This is a genomic window from Hymenobacter sp. DG01, from assembly GCF_006352025.1.
Lineage (GTDB): Bacteria > Bacteroidota > Bacteroidia > Cytophagales > Hymenobacteraceae > Hymenobacter.
The window spans coordinates 2,114,214-2,130,638 of the sequence record NZ_CP040936.1 but is presented as its reverse complement, the minus strand read 5'-3'; the positions used below and the strand labels follow the sequence as shown (position 1 = coordinate 2,130,638).

Genomic DNA, 16,425 nt, shown 5'->3' with positions numbered 1-16,425 from the left:
ATAAAGTAAATTATGTGCTGTGCTGCCTCTCAGGCCGTGAAAACGAAAAAGCCCGATCCTAAGCAGGATCGGGCTTTGCCGAAGAGAAATGTAAGCCGCTGGGTGGTAGCGTTACTGGCTAGATAAGCCGCAGGCCCACCCGCTGCTGACGCGAGCCAGGAGCCAGCACTGCTACCAGAGCCGGACGCAAGCCAGCTGCTGTGGGTGCCTGCCCGGAGGCGGGCTGGAAGCCCAGCGCCGCGGGCGTTACGGGCTGGAATGCCGTGGCCGTGGACTTGCGCCATACCTCTACCCCCGAGAGGTTGAGGTGGCCGCCGCTGCTGGTCAGCTGAATAGTGCCGTTGGTAACATTAGCGGCGAAGGGGCCGATTTTCTTCCAGGAACCAGCCGAGCCGGTGTTGAAGTTGGTCAGCACTTTCTGGCCGTTCAGGCTGATGCTCACCGTCTGGGCGTTGTCATCTTCCCAAACGTAGGCGTACACTTCGTATGTACCGTTGGGCACGCTGCTCATCGTGAAGTTGATGCTGTTACCGTACACCGAGGAGCGGATCATCTGGGCCCGGTCGGCATCGGTGGCCGGATTCAGGGTCACGTTCTGATTGGCGAAAGCCGTGCCGTTGACGGTGTAGTTGCTGGCCTTGCTGCCTTCCCAGGCGTTGCCATCGAGGGTGAACGCACCCCCGTTCAGGCTGATGGCCCGGTAGAAGGTAGTGCCGGTGGAAGCCACCGCCGCCGCGTTTACCGTCACGCTGACCGCCGCCGAAGTGGTAGCAGCGCCGGCATTGTCAATGGCGCGGGCCGTGAGCGATACGCTGCCCGTGGCACTCGGCGTCCAGCTCAGCTGATACGGAGAAGACGTGTCCTCACCCAGCTTCGTCGAACCGTTGTAGAACTCTACTTTCGCCACGGAGCCATCCGTATCGGCGGCAGTTGCCGACAGGGCCAGAGCCGTATTTACCGTAACGGTGCTGTTGGCGGCCAGGCTTACCGTAGGAGCCTGGTTAGCCGGAGCCGGAGCGGGGGTAGTAGGAGCCGGAGTCGAGGCCGTGGTGCCCTGACGCCAGATTTCCAGGCCAGAGAGGTTGGCGTCGCCGCCGGAGGTAGTAAACGTGATGTTACCGTCAGTAACATTGGCCGTATACGGACCCAGTCGTTCCCAGCGGCCCGCCGCGCCGCTGTTGTAGTTGCTCTGCACAACCTTGCCTTCCACGCTGATGCTGTAGGTCTGGGCGGCGTTGTCTTCCCACACGTAGGCATATACCAGGTAGGTGCCGTTGCTGACCGCTACATTGGCGCTGAGGTTACGCGAGTACACCGAGGAGCGGATCATCTGGGCGCGGCCGTTGTCGGTGGCCGGGTTCAGGGTCACGTTCTGGTTGGCAAAGGGCAAACCATTGATCTGAACCCCGCTGGAATTGCCCGCATCCCAGTTGCGGCCGTCGAGGGTGGTAGCACCCCCGTTTACGTTAATAGCCCGCACGAAAACGGCTTCGCTAGGAGTAGGAGCCGGCGTGTTGGCGATAGGAGCGTTGGTAGTAGGGGCAGGCTCAGGAGTTGTTGGAGCAGGAGCAGGGGTCGAGGTACCGGGTGCGGTAGTGTTGGTGCCGCTGGCGCCCACTACAATGTTGTTCTGCTTCAGCTTCTGCTGCCACAGTGCCAGCTCATTCTGCTCGGTTTGCAGGGTAATGGGGTTGGGCAGGTGATTGGTGCCCGTGCAGTTGGAGCAGGAGCCGGAGCTCAGGTCATGGCGGTCAGCAAACGGCACGTTGTAGCCCCACTTTACAAAACCAATGGTATTGTTGGTGGTGGCGTTACCGTAAAACACGCTGCCCGGCTGCTGGTAGGCGTTGAAAATAGAGGTAGCCGCGTACGTTGCGTTCAGGCGGGTGCCATCGGGTAGCAAACCGCTGGTTACCATGCGGTTGTTGTAGTACTTAATGTCGTGGCCGGCGGCAATGTTCATGGCCGCATTGCAGGTCGAGATGAACTGGTTCTCGTAGGCGTTCAGGAAAGCCGTGGTGGTGGAAGCGGAAGACCCGTCACCATCCGTGGTCATGCCTGTGCCCGTGAACTTGCTGGCAGTAGCCGGGATGGGGTAGGCGCCCTGCACGTAGTTGTTGTGCACGCGGGCCGGGCTCTGCTGGGTACCGCCGGAGTTGTAGAAGTTAATGTTGTCTTCTACGAGGCTGTTGTTAGGCTCATTGATGACCTGGTTCCAGGCAATTTCAATGTTGCCAACGTTGCGCACCTGGTTCAGGCCGCAGAACTGCACGTACTCGCCGCCACCGTTGCGGAAGCGGCCGTCAATGTTTTTTGCCTGGTTGAACCGAACCGTCAGGGTCTGGGAGGCCGAGCCGTCGCCACCCCATTTATAGGCTGCAATGCCCGAGGTGTGTTCGAAGTAGTTGTTCTCAATCCGCACGGAGCGGCCCGAGTTTACTTCCAAAAACCGGCCGTGGCGCCGATTATCTACGGTTTGCTGGGTGCCGTAGCCTTTGTTATTGGTGATAACCAGAGTGGAGCCACCGTTTTTGGCGTCAATCAGGTCGCCGGCGCCAACCAGCACGCAGTTCGTGATGGTTACCGGTTCGGTGGTCTGAATCTTGATGCAGGGTGTGTTAGAGTCCGTGCTGCGGAAATTACCCGTGTATGACCCCCCTTTGGTAATAGTAATGGGGGCCGAATAGGTAATGTTTGAAGGAAACTGCCCCTGGGCGTGGCCGGCCGAAGGAGCCAGCGTAAACAGAGACAGGGCTACTGCCGCCAACGGCAGGAAATGGGCACCAGAGCGGTTGCGTTGAGTCATCAGGAAAAATTGTGGTCCGAGGGCTTTTTGCATTCTGTGAGCCTTCAAAGAAAAAAACCAGGTTAGGAATGGTCTGAAAGCCTATTCCGTAAGTCAATTCGTTCCAGATGGCTGGATGGAATTTGTGCTATTCGAAAGCTGTGTTACTGCTGCAGCCTGGTTGCTGCGGTACTGATTTGGCCTGCAAATTGCGCCCGGCGCCTGACACAATTCTGACCATACCTCGAAGCATCCAGTACCAACATTCCAGCTGCGCAATTTAGTTCGAAACTATTGTGGCAAACCTGTTTATCACTCCGCACTTCCCATTCGCAGCCACCAGGGGCCTACTGTGACCCGCTGAACTGTCGGTTCTCCGGTAGGTACAATCGGGATGCTGGAAACTACGCAACCCGGCCCGTTCTGGAAAAAACCTGCTCAATAATAGCCTTAAAAAAATGCTATATTGATACCCTTGGTTCACTACAAATGTATAAAATAGATTGAAAACCCAAATGGATGGCAGAGTTTGAATTATTGTATTATTTTAATTTTTAATACAGCCTATAGACAAAAAAACCGCCTGCGGCTACCGTGCAGGCGGTTTGTATAAAATTCGGGCATTAAAAAATTCTTTGGCTGGTAATCAGGTCTTTATCGGGTTCCGACGGGCTCAGGGCGCTACAGAAACCGGGCCGCGGCGGCTTTGGGGTCCCACTACCTGCCCTATCTGGCGCAACCGGGTTTGCCAGGCTGCCAGTTCCTGCTGCTCCTGAGCCAGGGTAATGGGCCCGGGCAAATGTATGGTGCTGGTGCACTCTGTGCAGTTTCCCTCGCTCAAGTCGTGGCGGTCGGGACCCGGGGAGTGGCGGCCCCAGCTCACAAACCCAATCGTGTTGTTCTCAATCCGGTTGGCGAAGAACACCGTGGCTGGCTTCTGGTAGGCGTTGAAAATAGAGGTAGCCGCGTACGTAGCCCGCAGACGGGTGCCATTAGGTAGCAGGCCGCTGGTTACCATGCGGTTGTGGTGAAACACGTTGTGGTGGCCGGCGGCAATATTCATGGCCGCGTTGCAGGTGCTCACTACCTGGTTCTGGTAGGCTTCCACGTAAGCCGTAGTAGTCAGCGCCGAAGAAGCATCGCCGTCGGTTGTGATGCCCGAGCCCGTGAATTTAGCTGCCGTGGCCGGGATGGGGTAGGCGCCCTGAATATAATTATCGTGCACCCGCAGGGGGCTGGCGGGCGTGCCCGAGGAGTTATGCAGGTTGATGTTATCTTCTACCAGGCTATTGTCGGGCTCGTTGATGACCTGGTTCCAGCCAATATCAATGTGGCCCACGCCGTGCACCTCGTTCAGCTGCAAAAAACTGACGTGGGCGCCCCCTCCATTGCGAAACCGGCCATCGATGTTACGCGCCTGATTGTAGCGCACGGTTATCGTTTGGGCGGGTGTGCCGTCGCCGCTCCACTGGTACACCAGCAGGCCGGCCGTGTGCTCCAGGTAGTTGTGCTCAGCCTGCAGGCTAACCCCTTTGTTTATCTCCAGAAAGCGGCCGCGGGACCGGTTGTCGGCAGTAGGGGGCCGGCCGTAGCCGCGGCAGTTGCGCACCGTCAGGCGGGCGCCGCCTGCGGTGGCATCAATCAGGCGGCCGGGGCCGCGCAACTCGCAGTTTTCCAGCACTACGGGTTCAGTAGTAGCAATCCGGATGCAGGCTTGGTCCGAGTCGGTGCTTTCGTAGCGGCCGGAGTACGTGCCGCCCTGCGTAATCACGAGCACGGCATCCTGGCCCGCCAGCGTACACAGGGTGCACAGCAGCAACAGGCCCAGGGCGCTAGCCAGCCGGAAAATGAAAGCACCCCTCATAGCGCAAGGATAAAACAAGAACAACCCGGGCCCCGCCGCAGGTGAGGCGCTAGTGCAGGAAGTAGCCTACCAGGCGGCGGGCGTAGCCATTCAGCAGGAAGTAGGGCAGGTAGGGGCGGGGACAGTTTTTGAGGCTGAAGTACGTGAAGTTGCGCAGGTTGCCCCCGCCCCGGATTCCGAACAGGTGCTGGTAGTAGCCGCGCAGGCTGCGCTGGCGGCGGGTTATTTCCTGGCCGCTTTCCTCGGGGTAGGTGCTCAGGTGGGCGTCGTAGTTGCAGTACACCAGAAAGCCGTGCCGCCGTGCCACGCTGGTATAGTCGAAATCGGCGAGGTAGTGGGGCAGGCGCCGCTCATCAAACAGCCCGATGGTTTCCAGCACCCGGCGCGGAATCAGCAGGCCCCGGCCGGGCAGGTAGGTAACCGGGTGCAGGCCGTGGCGCTGCTCGGCCGGCAGGGTTTGCAGCAGGTCGCGGCGGGTGTTGGTGCGCCAGTCCAGGGTCTCGCCGCCATACACGGGCTGGCCGGTAGAAATATCTAGCTCCAGAGCCCCCAGTACGGCCGTAGGATGAAGGTCGGCCCAGGCAAGCATGCGGGCCAGAAAATCGGGGGCGGCCACCACGTCGTTGTTGAGAGTCATGACCCGGGAAGCCCCCTCGGCCAGGGCGCGCCGGATGCCCAGGTTTACGCCGGCCGTCCAGAACAGATTCCCGTCGCCTTCCTCAATCAGCACTTCAGGAAACTCCGTGCGCAGCATCTGGCCGGTACCGTCAGTGGAGCCGTCGTCCACCACCACCACCCGAAAATCGGGGTGCGTTTGGCGGCGCAAGGATTCCAGGCAGGCCCGGGTAAATTCTTTTCGGTTGAAAACGGGTATAACAATGTAGAGCATAGAGGAGGCAGAAAGCAGGACGAGGACAGTACTGGAAAGGAGAGTAAAACCGGGCTACCCGGCGGGCAGGGCCACGGCCCGCTCCAGCGGCAGCGCCGGTGCCCGGCGGGGGCGGCTCGGGCGCGCCGGTACCAGGTGGGCGGTCAGCTTCATGAGCCGGTAGGTGCGGGCGGCCCAGGTTTGGGTGCGGGCGAAGGCGTAGCCGGCCTGGCTCATGGCCTGGCGGGCGGCGGGATGAGCGTGCAGGTACTCCACGGCGCGGGCTAGGCCGTTGGCGGTAGCCTCGGGGGTAGTAACGGGTACCTTAATGGCGGCTGCGGCCGGAATAAAATCGTGGGCTCCCTGGTGGTCGAGGGTAATGATGGGCAGACCGGTGGCCATGGCCTCCAGAAACTGCGAAGCGAAAGAGTCGCGTAGGCTGCCGAACAGGAACACATCGTGCTCCAGAAACGCCTCCCGCGCTTCCAGCCAAGATACTGCCCCGCGCCACGTTACGCGGTCTGTAAGGCCGTATTGGGCAATCCAGCCCGGCACCAGCGGCCCCAGCGGCCCATCCCCCACGATGGTCAGGTGAAAGGAAATGCCCGGATTAACCCGCGCCAGAGCCTCCAGCACCAGCACCAAGGCCTTGCGCGGATACAGCCGGGCCAGCCACAGCAGCCGCAGCACCGGCCCCGGGCAGCGCTGCGGAGCGGCCGCCGGAAAGTACGATTCGGGCAGGCCAGTATCCAGAAACAGCTCGACCCGGCGGGCGCCGAGGCGGCGGGCCAGGGCGGCCGTTTCGGAGTTGGCCGCCAGCACCAGGGTAGCGTGGCGCAGGGTCTGGCGCACGTTGGGGTCGAAGGTCATCAGCAGCCAGCTGATGGCGTTGCGCAGGGTTTCAGTTTTAAACCAGTCGGGAATAAGGGGACGAAAAGCGGCCGGGGCCTGCTGCCCCCCGCCCACGGGCCCAAAAATCAGGGGCTTGCCCAGGCGCCACAGCCAGGAGCCCATCTGCAGACTGCCGTAGGTAACGTGGTGCACGTAGTCGAAGGTTACCGTCTGGCTGAGCTGCCGCGCCTGCCGCCAGGCCTGGTACTGCCATACCATATAGTGCAGGTACACCCCAAACTGCCAGCGGTACAGAAACTGCACCCAGGCCGGCACCGCCACAAACAAAAATCGCAGCTGTCCGGCGGGCAGCTCGTGGCCCTGTTCCGCCAGAAAGGCGGCAATGTTGGCCTGCCCATCGGGGGTAGTAAGGCACCAAACCCGGTGCCCGCGCCGGGCGGTTTGCCAGGCCCAGTTGAAGCCGTTGCTGTCCTCGCCCCCGTGGGCCGGGTTGCAGGCATAGGCCGATATCAGAGCGTTCATACCAGTTGGGTGTGCAGAATGGGAGGCGAGGAAACCGGAGCCGGCGGGGCCGGTGGCGGGGTAGCGGCGCGGGGCACAAGGCGGGCCGTGAGGCGCCGTGCTTTGGCCGTGAGGCGTCCCCACAAAAACTCCCGGAACCGCTGCTGGTCGCGGCGGCGGTCAGGTAGCACGAAGGCGGGGTGGCGCAGGGGAAACTCCAGCTCAGAGGTTGGGATGTCGGCAAACTCGTCGGTGGCGTCCAGTGTGTGCGTGCCCTGCTCCCCGAACCCGATGTTGCCCACCAGGTTCACGGCCGGCACTATGCACAGGCCCGAGTGCGCCGCTACCGTAAAGTGCCACTGGTAGTCCCACACGTCGGGGGGCTGGGGCAGGCCCACCACACTCCGGATTTTGCTGAGCCGGTAGCGGTTTTCGAGCCAGGAGCTGTAAAGGCCGCGCAGCTTTCCCTGGGCCGCCAGCTGGTGGTACTGGCTCAGGTGAAAATCGTAGAGGTGCCAGGCCCGGCGCCAGGTAGCCCAGCCCCAGCTATTTACCTGGGTAGAGAAAAAGTACGAATCGGCGCCGGCGGGTTGGGGCCGCCGGGCTTCCCGGCTGAAGTTGTTGCCCCCGATGTGAAGCACCCGGGTATCGTGGCGGTAATGGACCAGCAGCTCCTCGCAGAACCGGAAAAACGAAGGCGCCGGCACGCAGTCGTCTTCCAGAATGATGCCGGCCTCTTCGTGCTCAAAAAACCAGTTCAGGGCGCTAGCCGGGCCTACGCCGCAGTTCAGGTTGCTGGTCCGAAACAGGGTAAATACCTCGCAGGGCCAATCGACATGGGCTACCTCGGCGCGGGCCGCGGCGCAGCGGGCGGCGTCTTCGGGGTGGGTTGCCCGGGGGCCGTCGGCGGCAATATAGAGGCGCGTGGGCCGGGCCCGGCGGATGGCGTCAAATACGCGCCGGGTGGTATCGGGGCGGTTGAAGATGAGCAGCAGCACCGGCGTGTGCAGCGGTGCGGCGGCAGGAGCCGCGGCATCAGGAGTGGACAGCATGCGGAGAGGGGGCTTGAGGAGCAGAATACGGAAGCCGGACCAGGTCTTCATCGGCCCGGGGGAAGGCCGGGGAAGCGGCAGGGGCCGCCGCGGTAACGGGCGCGGCCAGGGCCAGCGTAAGCCCGATCAGGCCGTAGAGGTAGGGCGGCCAGTCGTAGGAAACGCCGTAGAGCAGGCTGCACCCAACGTAGCACACCAGGGCTGCCGTAGCCGGGCTCAGGGGTACTGGCTGCCGCACCCGCTGCCAGAGCTGAACAATAGGCACGGCAATTACCAGCAGCAGGCCCAGCACCCCGAAGTAGAACAGCCGGTCGAGGTAGAAGCTGTGGAAGTGGTGGCCCGTGCGGTCGGCCCACACGGGGGTGTCGCCGTCGCCGTAAAACTGCACGGGCAGTTCAAATCCCTCCAGGCGCAGGCCCAGAATGGGGTGCTCCTCCACAAAAGGCTGGTAGGTTTCTATCTGCTGCAGGCGCCAGCTGCCAGTACCCTGCTTGTCGGCGTGCTCAATATCTTCCAGGCTGGTTTCCAGCCGGCGCAGTACCTGTGGGTTATCCAGCATCAGCGCCGTACCGCCCAGCACAACCGCAAGCAGGGGCATAAGCACCACGGGCAGCAGGCGGTTCAGACTCAGGCGCGCGCCCTCTACCCGGCCCGTGGCTACCAGCAGCCCGTTCAGGGCCAGGGCCAGAATCGTGGTGAGCCAGACGGTGCGGTGCTGCAGAAACACAATCAGGCCCACAATCAGGAAAAACAGGCCCAGGCGCAGCAGTCCGCCCCGGGTCAGGTAGTGGTTGAAGTAGTATAGGGCCAGCAGCAGCAGCAGAAACGCCGAGGTTACATCAAAGCCCCGCTCGTTTTCCAGGAAGGCCGAAACGCTCAAGGCGTCAGGGTGATACAAGGCCAGGTTGATGACCAGCCCGACCAGCAGCAACCCCATGAGCAGAGGAATCGGGAGGGGGTAGCGGCGGTAATAGGCGTACAGGCCGAAAATGGGCAGCAGCGTCAGCAGCTTGGCGAATACGTGCGGGTACACGAAAGGCGTGCCCCAGCCATTGTACGACTCCAGGGCCAGGGCCGCAGTGGCGGCCAGCGTCAGGAGTAGCCACCGCCGCATTACCGGGCTCAGGTAGCGGAAATACCGCCCAATCAGCAATAGCGAGAAGCCCGTGATGGCGTAGCTGTAGAGGCCCAGGCGGGGGTCGTCAGGATCGGGAAACACGAAATCGGTGAAGGCCCGGTCGGTGGCTACCACCACCAGTGCGGGCAGCACATGGCGAAAGCGCAGACTGATTTTCATAGCTCAAGCACGGGAATGCGGGGTGCTACCGGGGCGGGGGTGGAGAACGGGTTGGTGTCCTGGGCGGCGGCTTCGTACACGGCGCGGGTGCGGCGGGCCGTCTGGGGCCAGCTGAAGTCGAGCAGGCGCAGCTGGCCCACCCGCACCAGGTCCTGGCGCAGGGCGGTATCCAGCAGCAGACGCTCCAGCTGCTGGGCCAGCTCGGCGGGCTGGTGCGGGTGGTGGTACAGGGCCGCGTCCTGGGCTATTTCCGGAAAGCAGGAGGCACTACTCAGCACTACCGGGCACTGCTGCCCGAAGGCCTCCAGAATGGGCAGCCCGAAGCCCTCGTACTGCGAGGGAAACACGAACACCAGGGCCTGGCGGTATAGCTGGTTGAGCTGGGCATCGGACACGGGCCCGAACTGGTGGGCGCGGCCTGCCCATCCGGCGCGCTGCAAGTGCTCCTGCTCCGGGGACGTGAAGGGGCCGCCCCCAGCGCATACCAGGTGCAGGTCGGCCGCTACGGCCGGGGGGAGCAAGGCCAGGGCCTCTACCAGGCAGCCAAAGTTCTTGTACAGGGCCCGGCTGCCGGTAAACAGCACGTAGCACGCCGGCAGGGGTAGGGCCGGGCCGGGGTGCGAATACTCGCGGCCGGCGTAGCCGTGGGGTACCACGCATACCCGCTCGGGTGCTACCGGCAGCAGGCGCAGCACATCGGCGCGGGTGTTTTCCGAAACGGTGATAATGCGGCTGGCCCGCCGCACAATGCGCTCCAGCACTTTCCCGTCGCGGTCGGGGTAGTACTGCGGAAACAGGGCCGGAATGGTATCGTGGAGGGTAATGACCAGGGGCCGGTCATCGAGCAGCTCCAGAAAGTAGTCGTCGTCGGTGAGGGTGGGATGAAAAACATCGTACTCACCCCGGCGCAGTGCCCGCACCGAGGCCCGGTGGTTGAAATACCGGATAACGCGCCAGCGGCCCCGCAGCGGCACGTTGGGCAGAAAAGTTCGGTGGTGGGAGTAGCTTCCGTCGCGGAGGTACAGGTTGTTGCTTAGGGTTACGGCCAGCTCCGCCTGCCAGCTGGCGTGGCAGAGCAGCTCGTGATGGTAGCGCGTAATACCCCCGAAGTCCTGCAGTGTGAAGGCCTGATGATCGTAGAGTACCCGCATAGCTATACCAGTTCGGTTTCCGGATCGGGGAGTAAGGCCGGGTGGGGGCGGCGCGGGGCCGCCGGCGCGGCAACCGGAGCCGGCTCACCATCGAGGCGGGCCAGGCGGGCGGCAAACGCGCGAAGCAGCTGCTGGGCGCGGCCCGGGCTGTGCGGGCCTTCCTGCAGGCGGGCCAGCAGGCGGCGCAGTACACTGCGCAGGCGGGCGGGCGGAGCTCCTACAGCCAAGGCACCCAGCAGCAGCGCCCCAGTCAGCATTTCAACCAGCAGCACCGAGGCGGGCACGGTACCGGGCGGCAGCAGCAACCGAACGGCCGCAATACCCGCCGCCACGGCTACCCCCGCCAGCAGGCCGGGCACGTACGAGCCCAGCACCTCGGCCGTCCGCACGGCCAGCACCCGCCGCATCAGCAGCAGGTAGAGCACCGTCCGAATCACTTCGCCGGCCACTACCGCGCCAGCCACGCCCAGCAGCCCAAACCGACTTAGCCCGAAGAACAGGCCCGTGAGCAGCACGGCGTAGCCCAGGTTCAGCCACAGCTTGGGCGTGAGGGTAGCGGTAGCATCGCACACTACCCCGGCAAACATCGTCACCATACTCAGGCCAAAGGCCGCGCACACCACCCGCAGAATTGGGATGGTAGCCGTCCAGTTGGGGCCCAGCATCACCCGCACGATTTCGGGCGCGGCAACGGCCGCGCCGGCACAGATGGGCAGTACCAGGGTAGCAATCAGGGTGATGCTGCCCAGGTACACCGTTTTCAGCCGCGCCCTGTCAGACTGCAGCTGGCTGAAGGACGGGAAAACCACCTTCGATACGCTGGTGGTCAGCATGTACACGGGCAAGCCAATCAGCTGCCAGCCCCGGCTGTAAATGCCCAGGGCAGCCGCGCCCAGCAGCCGGCCAATCAGCAGGGTATCGAGGGAGCCGGTAATAAACTCCAGGAAGCTGATGGCCGACATACGGCTGCCGTAGGCCAGCAGGGGGCGGTACGTGGCCCAGTCGAAGAGCGGGCGAATAGCGTGGCGCTCAGCGGCGTAGCTCAGCACCGTCAGAAGCAGGCCCTGCCCCAGCGTGGCGGCTACCAGGCTCCAGACTCCGTATCCCTGTAGCGCCAATCCGATGCCCAAGCCACCGTAGCTGAGCACATAGGAAGCTACCTCCATCAGGGCCATGGCCCGGAACTGCATCCGGCGGCGCAGCAGGCTCAGGGCCGTAGCATTGAGGCCCGTCAGGAGCAGGCCGGCGGCCAGCACCCGCACCACGGGCACTACCTCGGGCTGGCGTACCAGGCCGGCCGCCAGGGGGGCACCCAGCACCAGCAGCCCGGCAAACACCAAGCTCAGGGCCACCGACGAGGTGAAGGCTGCCCGAATATCGTTGCGGGTAATGTCGGGCTTCTGAATAATGGCCTGCTCCATGCCCATCTGGGCGAAGTAGGAGCCAAACCGCAGAATTACGCCGGCCAGCGCCACCAACCCAAAGGCCGCCGGACTCAGCAGGCGGGCCATGGTTGCGGTGTAGCCGATTTGAAGCAGGGAAGTGGTAAGAGTTGCCGCAGTCGTCCACTTGACGCCCTGTACGGCGGCGGTGGTGAGGTTAGGAGCAGAAGATGCCATAAGGCTATCCGGGTAGAAAGGTAGGGGAGCAGCGCACGGGAGTACGGGAGGGGAATTGGGCCGGAAAACAGCGGGCATGGCCAGCGGCTCCCCGGTGGGCCGGAAGGAGGCAGGATGGGTAGGGAAAGGGCAGCCGGCTACCTAGTAGCCGTAGGCATAGGCCTTTTCCTTGTGGCGGTATTCGTAGGTTTTGGTGAAGTGCATATCATTGATGACGATGTAGATATGCTTTACCTTCTGCTCGCGGTGCAGCTCGTTGATTTGGGCAATCAGGCCCTTGTCGGTGTAGTTCTGGCGCACCACGTAAATGTTGGCATCGAGGTGGCGCAGCAGCATAAAGAACTCCGAAACGTAGCCCGAGGGTGGGGTATCTACAATCACGTAGTCGTACTGCTGGCGCAGCTGGGCCAGCAGCTCCTCCATGCGGGTGCTTTCCAGCAGCTCGGTGGGGTTAGCCGGAGTCGGGCCGCAGCACATGACGTCCAGGTTGCGCACGCCCGAGGGGTGGCGGCTTTCCTCCAGGCTGCTCAGCCCCATCAGGTAGCTGCTCAGGCCATGCTCGGCGCAGGCTTTGTCCAGCTGAAAGTAGCTCGCCACCGTGGGGCGGCGCAGGTCGCACTCCAGCAGCAGCACCTTCCGGCCGCTCTGGGCCATTTCAGCTGCCAGGTTTACTGAGCAGAAGGTTTTGCCTTCGCCCGGCACCGAGGAGGTAACCCCGATAAGCTTCTTATCGAGGCCGGCGGCCAGGTACTGCAGGTTCACCCGAATGGAGCGGAACGACTCGGGCAGGGGGCCTTTGGGGTCGTGCAGCATGTTTTCCTTATCCTGCTTACTGCCGTGGGCTACCACGCCCAGCAGCGGAATAGCGGTAATGCGCGAAAGGTCCTCCTTGCTCTGGATGCGGCGGTTGGCCTTGTCCAGCAGCAGGGTAAGGCCCAGGGGCAGGCCCAGTCCGGCTACCAGAGCAATCAGCAGCACTACCCCCGGCTTGGGCGCGGTAGGCGTATCGCCCTGCATGCCGGCCGCATCCACTACCTTCTTATCGGTGGCGTTGGTGGCCAGGGCAATGGCGGCTTCGGCCCGCTTCTCAATCAGGAACTGGTAGTTTTTGTCGTTGAAATCGGATTTGCTTTGCAGCGAGGCCAGCTGGCGCTCATTTTCCGGCATCTGGCTCATGCTGCCCCGTACCCGTGCAAGCTGGGCGTCCAGGTCGCGCAGGGTAATGTCGGCGGCGCGGGTCATATTGGCCAGGGTCTGGGTCAGGGTTTCCTTGGCTACCCTGATGCGCTCATTCAGCACCGTGACCATAGGGTTTTCAAAGCTGGCATTCACGCCCAGGGCTGCCCGCTGGCTGTTCAGGTCGGTGAGCTGCAGAATCAGGTTGTTGACTACCGGATCCTCTATACCCACGCTGCTGGGGGCCACAATCTGGGTGGTGCCCTGGTTTTCGCGCAGGTAGCTGAGCATGTTCTGGTAGTACTTGCGGTTGGTGGCCACTTTGGCCCGCATCATTTCCAGCTCGCCCTGCTGCTGAATACCGCGCGCCGACTGGGCGCTGGCATCTACTACCCCCCGGGCCGCCCGAAACGAGCTCAGGGCCGCCGTGGAACGCCGCAACGAATCAGAGAGGTGGCCGATTTCCTTGTCGAGGAAGGCTACCGTTTTCTGCCCGGTCAGGTTCTTGCTAAGCAGGTCGTTTTCCACGTAGCTCTGCATCAGGGTATCCAGAAACTGCACCTCTTTCTGGGGCACGGCGCCCTTGCTGGTCAGCTCAATAATGCGCGATTCCCGGTCGATGGGCTTGATGGACAAATGCTTACTATACTCGGCAATCAGGCTGTTATGGTCGCGCAGCACCACAAAGTAGCGCTCCGCCGAACTTCCGGCCGGGTAGCCTGGCTCGGGCAGCAGCACGGCCGTAAGCAGGGGGTGACGGAGCGTGTCGCCGAGGCGCACGGTTTCGTTCAGGTGCACATCCAGCACCTCCCGCACCAGCTCGCCGGTTGGTAGGCTGTAAAGCTTGCCTTCGTCGGCGTCGGCCCTGAGGGTAAACCGGCCATCAGGCTGGGGCTCGATGTAAATACGGACTCCCGTGAGCTGGGGGGTATTGGGGTCGGGCACCAGCCGGAAGGGCACGGCCCCGGCCGGCCGCTCCCGCACCTGCACATCCTTGAGCGTGTTAAGCCAGGTGGTGGGGGCAGCGTAGTAGGCCACGTTGAACGGCAGGCGGTTGAGGGCCTGCCCCACCATATCGGCCGAGGTCAGCAGCCCGATTTCGTCTTCCATCTTTGTGCCCTTCTCCTTCACCTCCAGGATTTTGAGCAGCTCCTGGGCCTGCTTCGAGCCTGTGCCCTGGTCGCCCAGCAGCATGGTGGCCCGGAAGGCATATACAGGCTCTTTCACCCGCAGGTAGAGAAAGGCCAGCAGACCCGCCAGCAGCAACGACGCCAGAAACAGCGGCCACCGGTTGCGCAACCGGAACAGCAGCTCGTGCAGATCAACTTCGTCGGAGGGAGTGTGTGGACGTGTTTCCATGCCAGAACAGGTTAGGTGAGAGGAGCGCGGGAAAGGGGGAAGGACAGGCTTAGAAAACCTTCAGGTAACTCAGAATCAGGGCCAGGGCCGAAACGCCCGAGAACACCAGGGCCAGGTTGGTGGCATTGCCCCGGTCGGTGCGGGCCTTCAGGGGCTCCACGTACAGGGCATCGTTGGGCAGCAGGTAGAAGTAGGGGGAGCTGAGCAGGGCTGGATCAGTGAGGTTGAGCAGCACCACCTCCGAGCCTTTGGCCGTCTGCCGGATCAGCTTCACGTTGTTGCGGTTGCCGAACTCGGTTAGGTCGCCGGCCAGGCCCAGGCCCTCCAGCACGGTGCACTGAGCGTTGTACACAAAGTAGCGGCCCGGATTGCGCACCTCGCCCAGTACCGTTACCTTAAAGGAGAGCAGCTTCACCAGCACGTTGGCGTCGCGCACGTAGCGGGCCACCTGCAGCTGGGTCTGGGTCTGGGCTTCCTCCACCGTGAGGCCCTGCACCTTCAGCTTGCCCACGGTGGGTAGGTTAATGGTGCCGGCCTCATCCACGGAGTAGCCCGTCAGGTACAGGTTGCCCGGGTCGCCGTTGAACACGGCCCGCGAGTCCACGGTGTTGAACAGGTCGTTGAGCTGGGGCTGCACGCTCTGCACCCGAATGCTGAGCACGTCGCCGGGCTGGATGCGGTAGCGCTGCGGGGCATTGTCAGTGGCTACCGGCGTGCGCGCGTTGTAGTTTTTGCCCTGCAGATACGGTAAATTCTTCTGGGATACGCAGCCCGTGAGGGCTGGCAAAACAAGCAGTAAGGACAATAACAGAGTACGACCGAAGCGGTAGAACGTGGGGAGCATAGCGGCAGGGGGAGAGGAGTGAGGCAGGGAGAGCAGCTACCGGCGAAAAGCAGAGAGAAGATGAAAAAGAAGGAAGTTGGGTAAAAACTGCATGGAATATTTCCATAAACGTATTGGATGTAATCTATAATAACAAGGAATATTAAAATTATTTCGATAATTATTAGTATTTGTACAGGCAACGCAATTTAGGTCCTGGCGGTTGTGGTGGAGCCGTATTTCAGCGGGTCTAGGGTTAAGGCGCTACCTTGCCCGCCTGAACTTGCGTATGCCTGCCCATGAAAATTCTGCTGGTTGAAGACGAACCGAAAGTGGCCTCCTTTCTGCATCAAGGCCTGACGGAGCAGCACTACACCGTTGACCTGGCCGCCGATGGCCTGCTGGGCCTGCGCTTGGCCCAGGCCGGCGGCTACGACCTACTGATTCTCGACACGCTGCTGCCCGGCCTGAGCGGGCTGGAGGTGTGCCGCCAGGTGCGGGCCCAGGACACTAGTGTGCCCATTCTAATGCTCACGGCCCTGGGCGAAACCGACGACAAAATTCGGGGCCTCGATGCCGGAGCCGATGACTACCTGGTCAAGCCCTTCGCCTTTCAGGAGCTGCTGGCCCGCATCCGGGCCCTGGCCCGCCGCCGCCACGAGTCGCCGGCGGCCGAAGCCGTACTGCGCCTGGCCGACCTTACCCTGGACCCCGTGCGCAAGGTTGTGCAGCGGGCCGGGCAGGTAATTCAGCTGACCGCCCGCGAGTTTGCCCTGCTCGAGTACCTGCTGCGCAACCAGAACCGTGTAGTCTCGCGCGTTGATATTCTGGAGCACGTCTGGGAAACGTCCTTCGATACCGGCTCTAACGTCATCGACGTGTACATCAACTTCTTGCGCAAAAAGCTCGATAAAGATTTTACCCCCAAGCTGATCCACACCCTGGTAGGCATGGGCTACGTGATGAAGGAAGACTGATTCAGTTGCCAGGAGTGAGTTGTCAGTTGTGAGTTGCCGGTTGCCAGTTCTCAGCCGATGCGCCACAATGCCCTCTATCAGCATATTCTCCCACAACTCAC

11 protein-coding genes are annotated in these 16,425 nt (G+C 62.4%); 1 reads left to right on the top strand and 10 read right to left on the bottom strand.

All coding sequences use genetic code 11. The annotated features are described in order from the left end of the window. Positions 1-118: 118 nt before the first annotated feature. The 10 genes from FGZ14_RS08940 to FGZ14_RS08895 form a co-directional block, all read right to left on the bottom strand. Positions 119-2,806, bottom strand: coding sequence for an Ig-like domain-containing protein (locus tag FGZ14_RS08940; RefSeq protein WP_139923426.1), 2,688 nt, complete (start codon positions 2,804-2,806; stop codon positions 119-121). 652 nt (positions 2,807-3,458) lie between these two features. Next, positions 3,459-4,649: a glycosyl hydrolase gene (locus tag FGZ14_RS08935; protein WP_139923423.1), complete on the bottom strand. Its 1,191-nt coding sequence runs from the start codon at positions 4,647-4,649 to the stop codon at positions 3,459-3,461. A gap of 49 nt (positions 4,650-4,698) precedes the next feature. Next, entirely contained in the window at positions 4,699-5,538 is an 840-nt protein-coding gene (locus tag FGZ14_RS08930) for a glycosyltransferase family 2 protein (protein ID WP_139923421.1), read from the bottom strand. Positions 5,539-5,592: 54 nt separating this feature from the next. Continuing rightward, positions 5,593-6,891: a glycosyltransferase family 4 protein gene (locus tag FGZ14_RS08925; RefSeq protein ID WP_139923418.1), complete on the bottom strand. Its 1,299-nt coding sequence runs from the start codon at positions 6,889-6,891 to the stop codon at positions 5,593-5,595. Next, complete coding sequence (locus FGZ14_RS08920) at positions 6,888-7,973, bottom strand: nucleotide-diphospho-sugar transferase (protein WP_180754569.1); 1,086 nt, start codon at positions 7,971-7,973, stop codon at positions 6,888-6,890. Before FGZ14_RS08920 ends, FGZ14_RS08925 begins: the two co-directional genes overlap by 4 nt. Then, positions 7,906-9,219 carry an O-antigen ligase gene (locus FGZ14_RS08915; protein WP_139923416.1) on the bottom strand — a complete coding sequence of 438 codons (1,314 nt, stop codon included), beginning with the start codon at positions 9,217-9,219 and terminating at the stop codon, positions 7,906-7,908. The genes FGZ14_RS08920 and FGZ14_RS08915 overlap by 68 nt, the downstream gene beginning before the upstream one ends. Further along, a complete protein-coding gene (locus FGZ14_RS08910; RefSeq protein ID WP_139923414.1) occupies positions 9,216-10,370 on the bottom strand; it encodes a glycosyltransferase family 1 protein in 1,155 nt (384 codons plus the stop codon). Before FGZ14_RS08910 ends, FGZ14_RS08915 begins: the two co-directional genes overlap by 4 nt. Positions 10,371-10,372: 2 nt before the next feature. Next, complete coding sequence (locus tag FGZ14_RS08905) at positions 10,373-11,989, bottom strand: lipopolysaccharide biosynthesis protein (RefSeq protein ID WP_180754568.1); 1,617 nt, start codon at positions 11,987-11,989, stop codon at positions 10,373-10,375. A gap of 141 nt (positions 11,990-12,130) precedes the next feature. After that, the gene (locus FGZ14_RS08900) at positions 12,131-14,524 is read right to left on the bottom strand and encodes a polysaccharide biosynthesis tyrosine autokinase (RefSeq protein ID WP_139923410.1); all 2,394 of its coding nucleotides are present in this window, start codon (positions 14,522-14,524) and stop codon (positions 12,131-12,133) included. Between the two features lie 49 nt (positions 14,525-14,573). Next, a complete protein-coding gene (locus tag FGZ14_RS08895; protein ID WP_139923408.1) occupies positions 14,574-15,368 on the bottom strand; it encodes a polysaccharide biosynthesis/export family protein in 795 nt (264 codons plus the stop codon). A 278-nt stretch (positions 15,369-15,646) separates the two neighbouring features. Here FGZ14_RS08895 and FGZ14_RS08890 point away from each other — a divergent pair, with 278 nt between their 5' ends. Continuing rightward, entirely contained in the window at positions 15,647-16,324 is a 678-nt protein-coding gene (locus FGZ14_RS08890) for a response regulator transcription factor (protein WP_139923405.1), read from the top strand. The last annotated feature ends 101 nt before the right edge of the window (positions 16,325-16,425 follow it).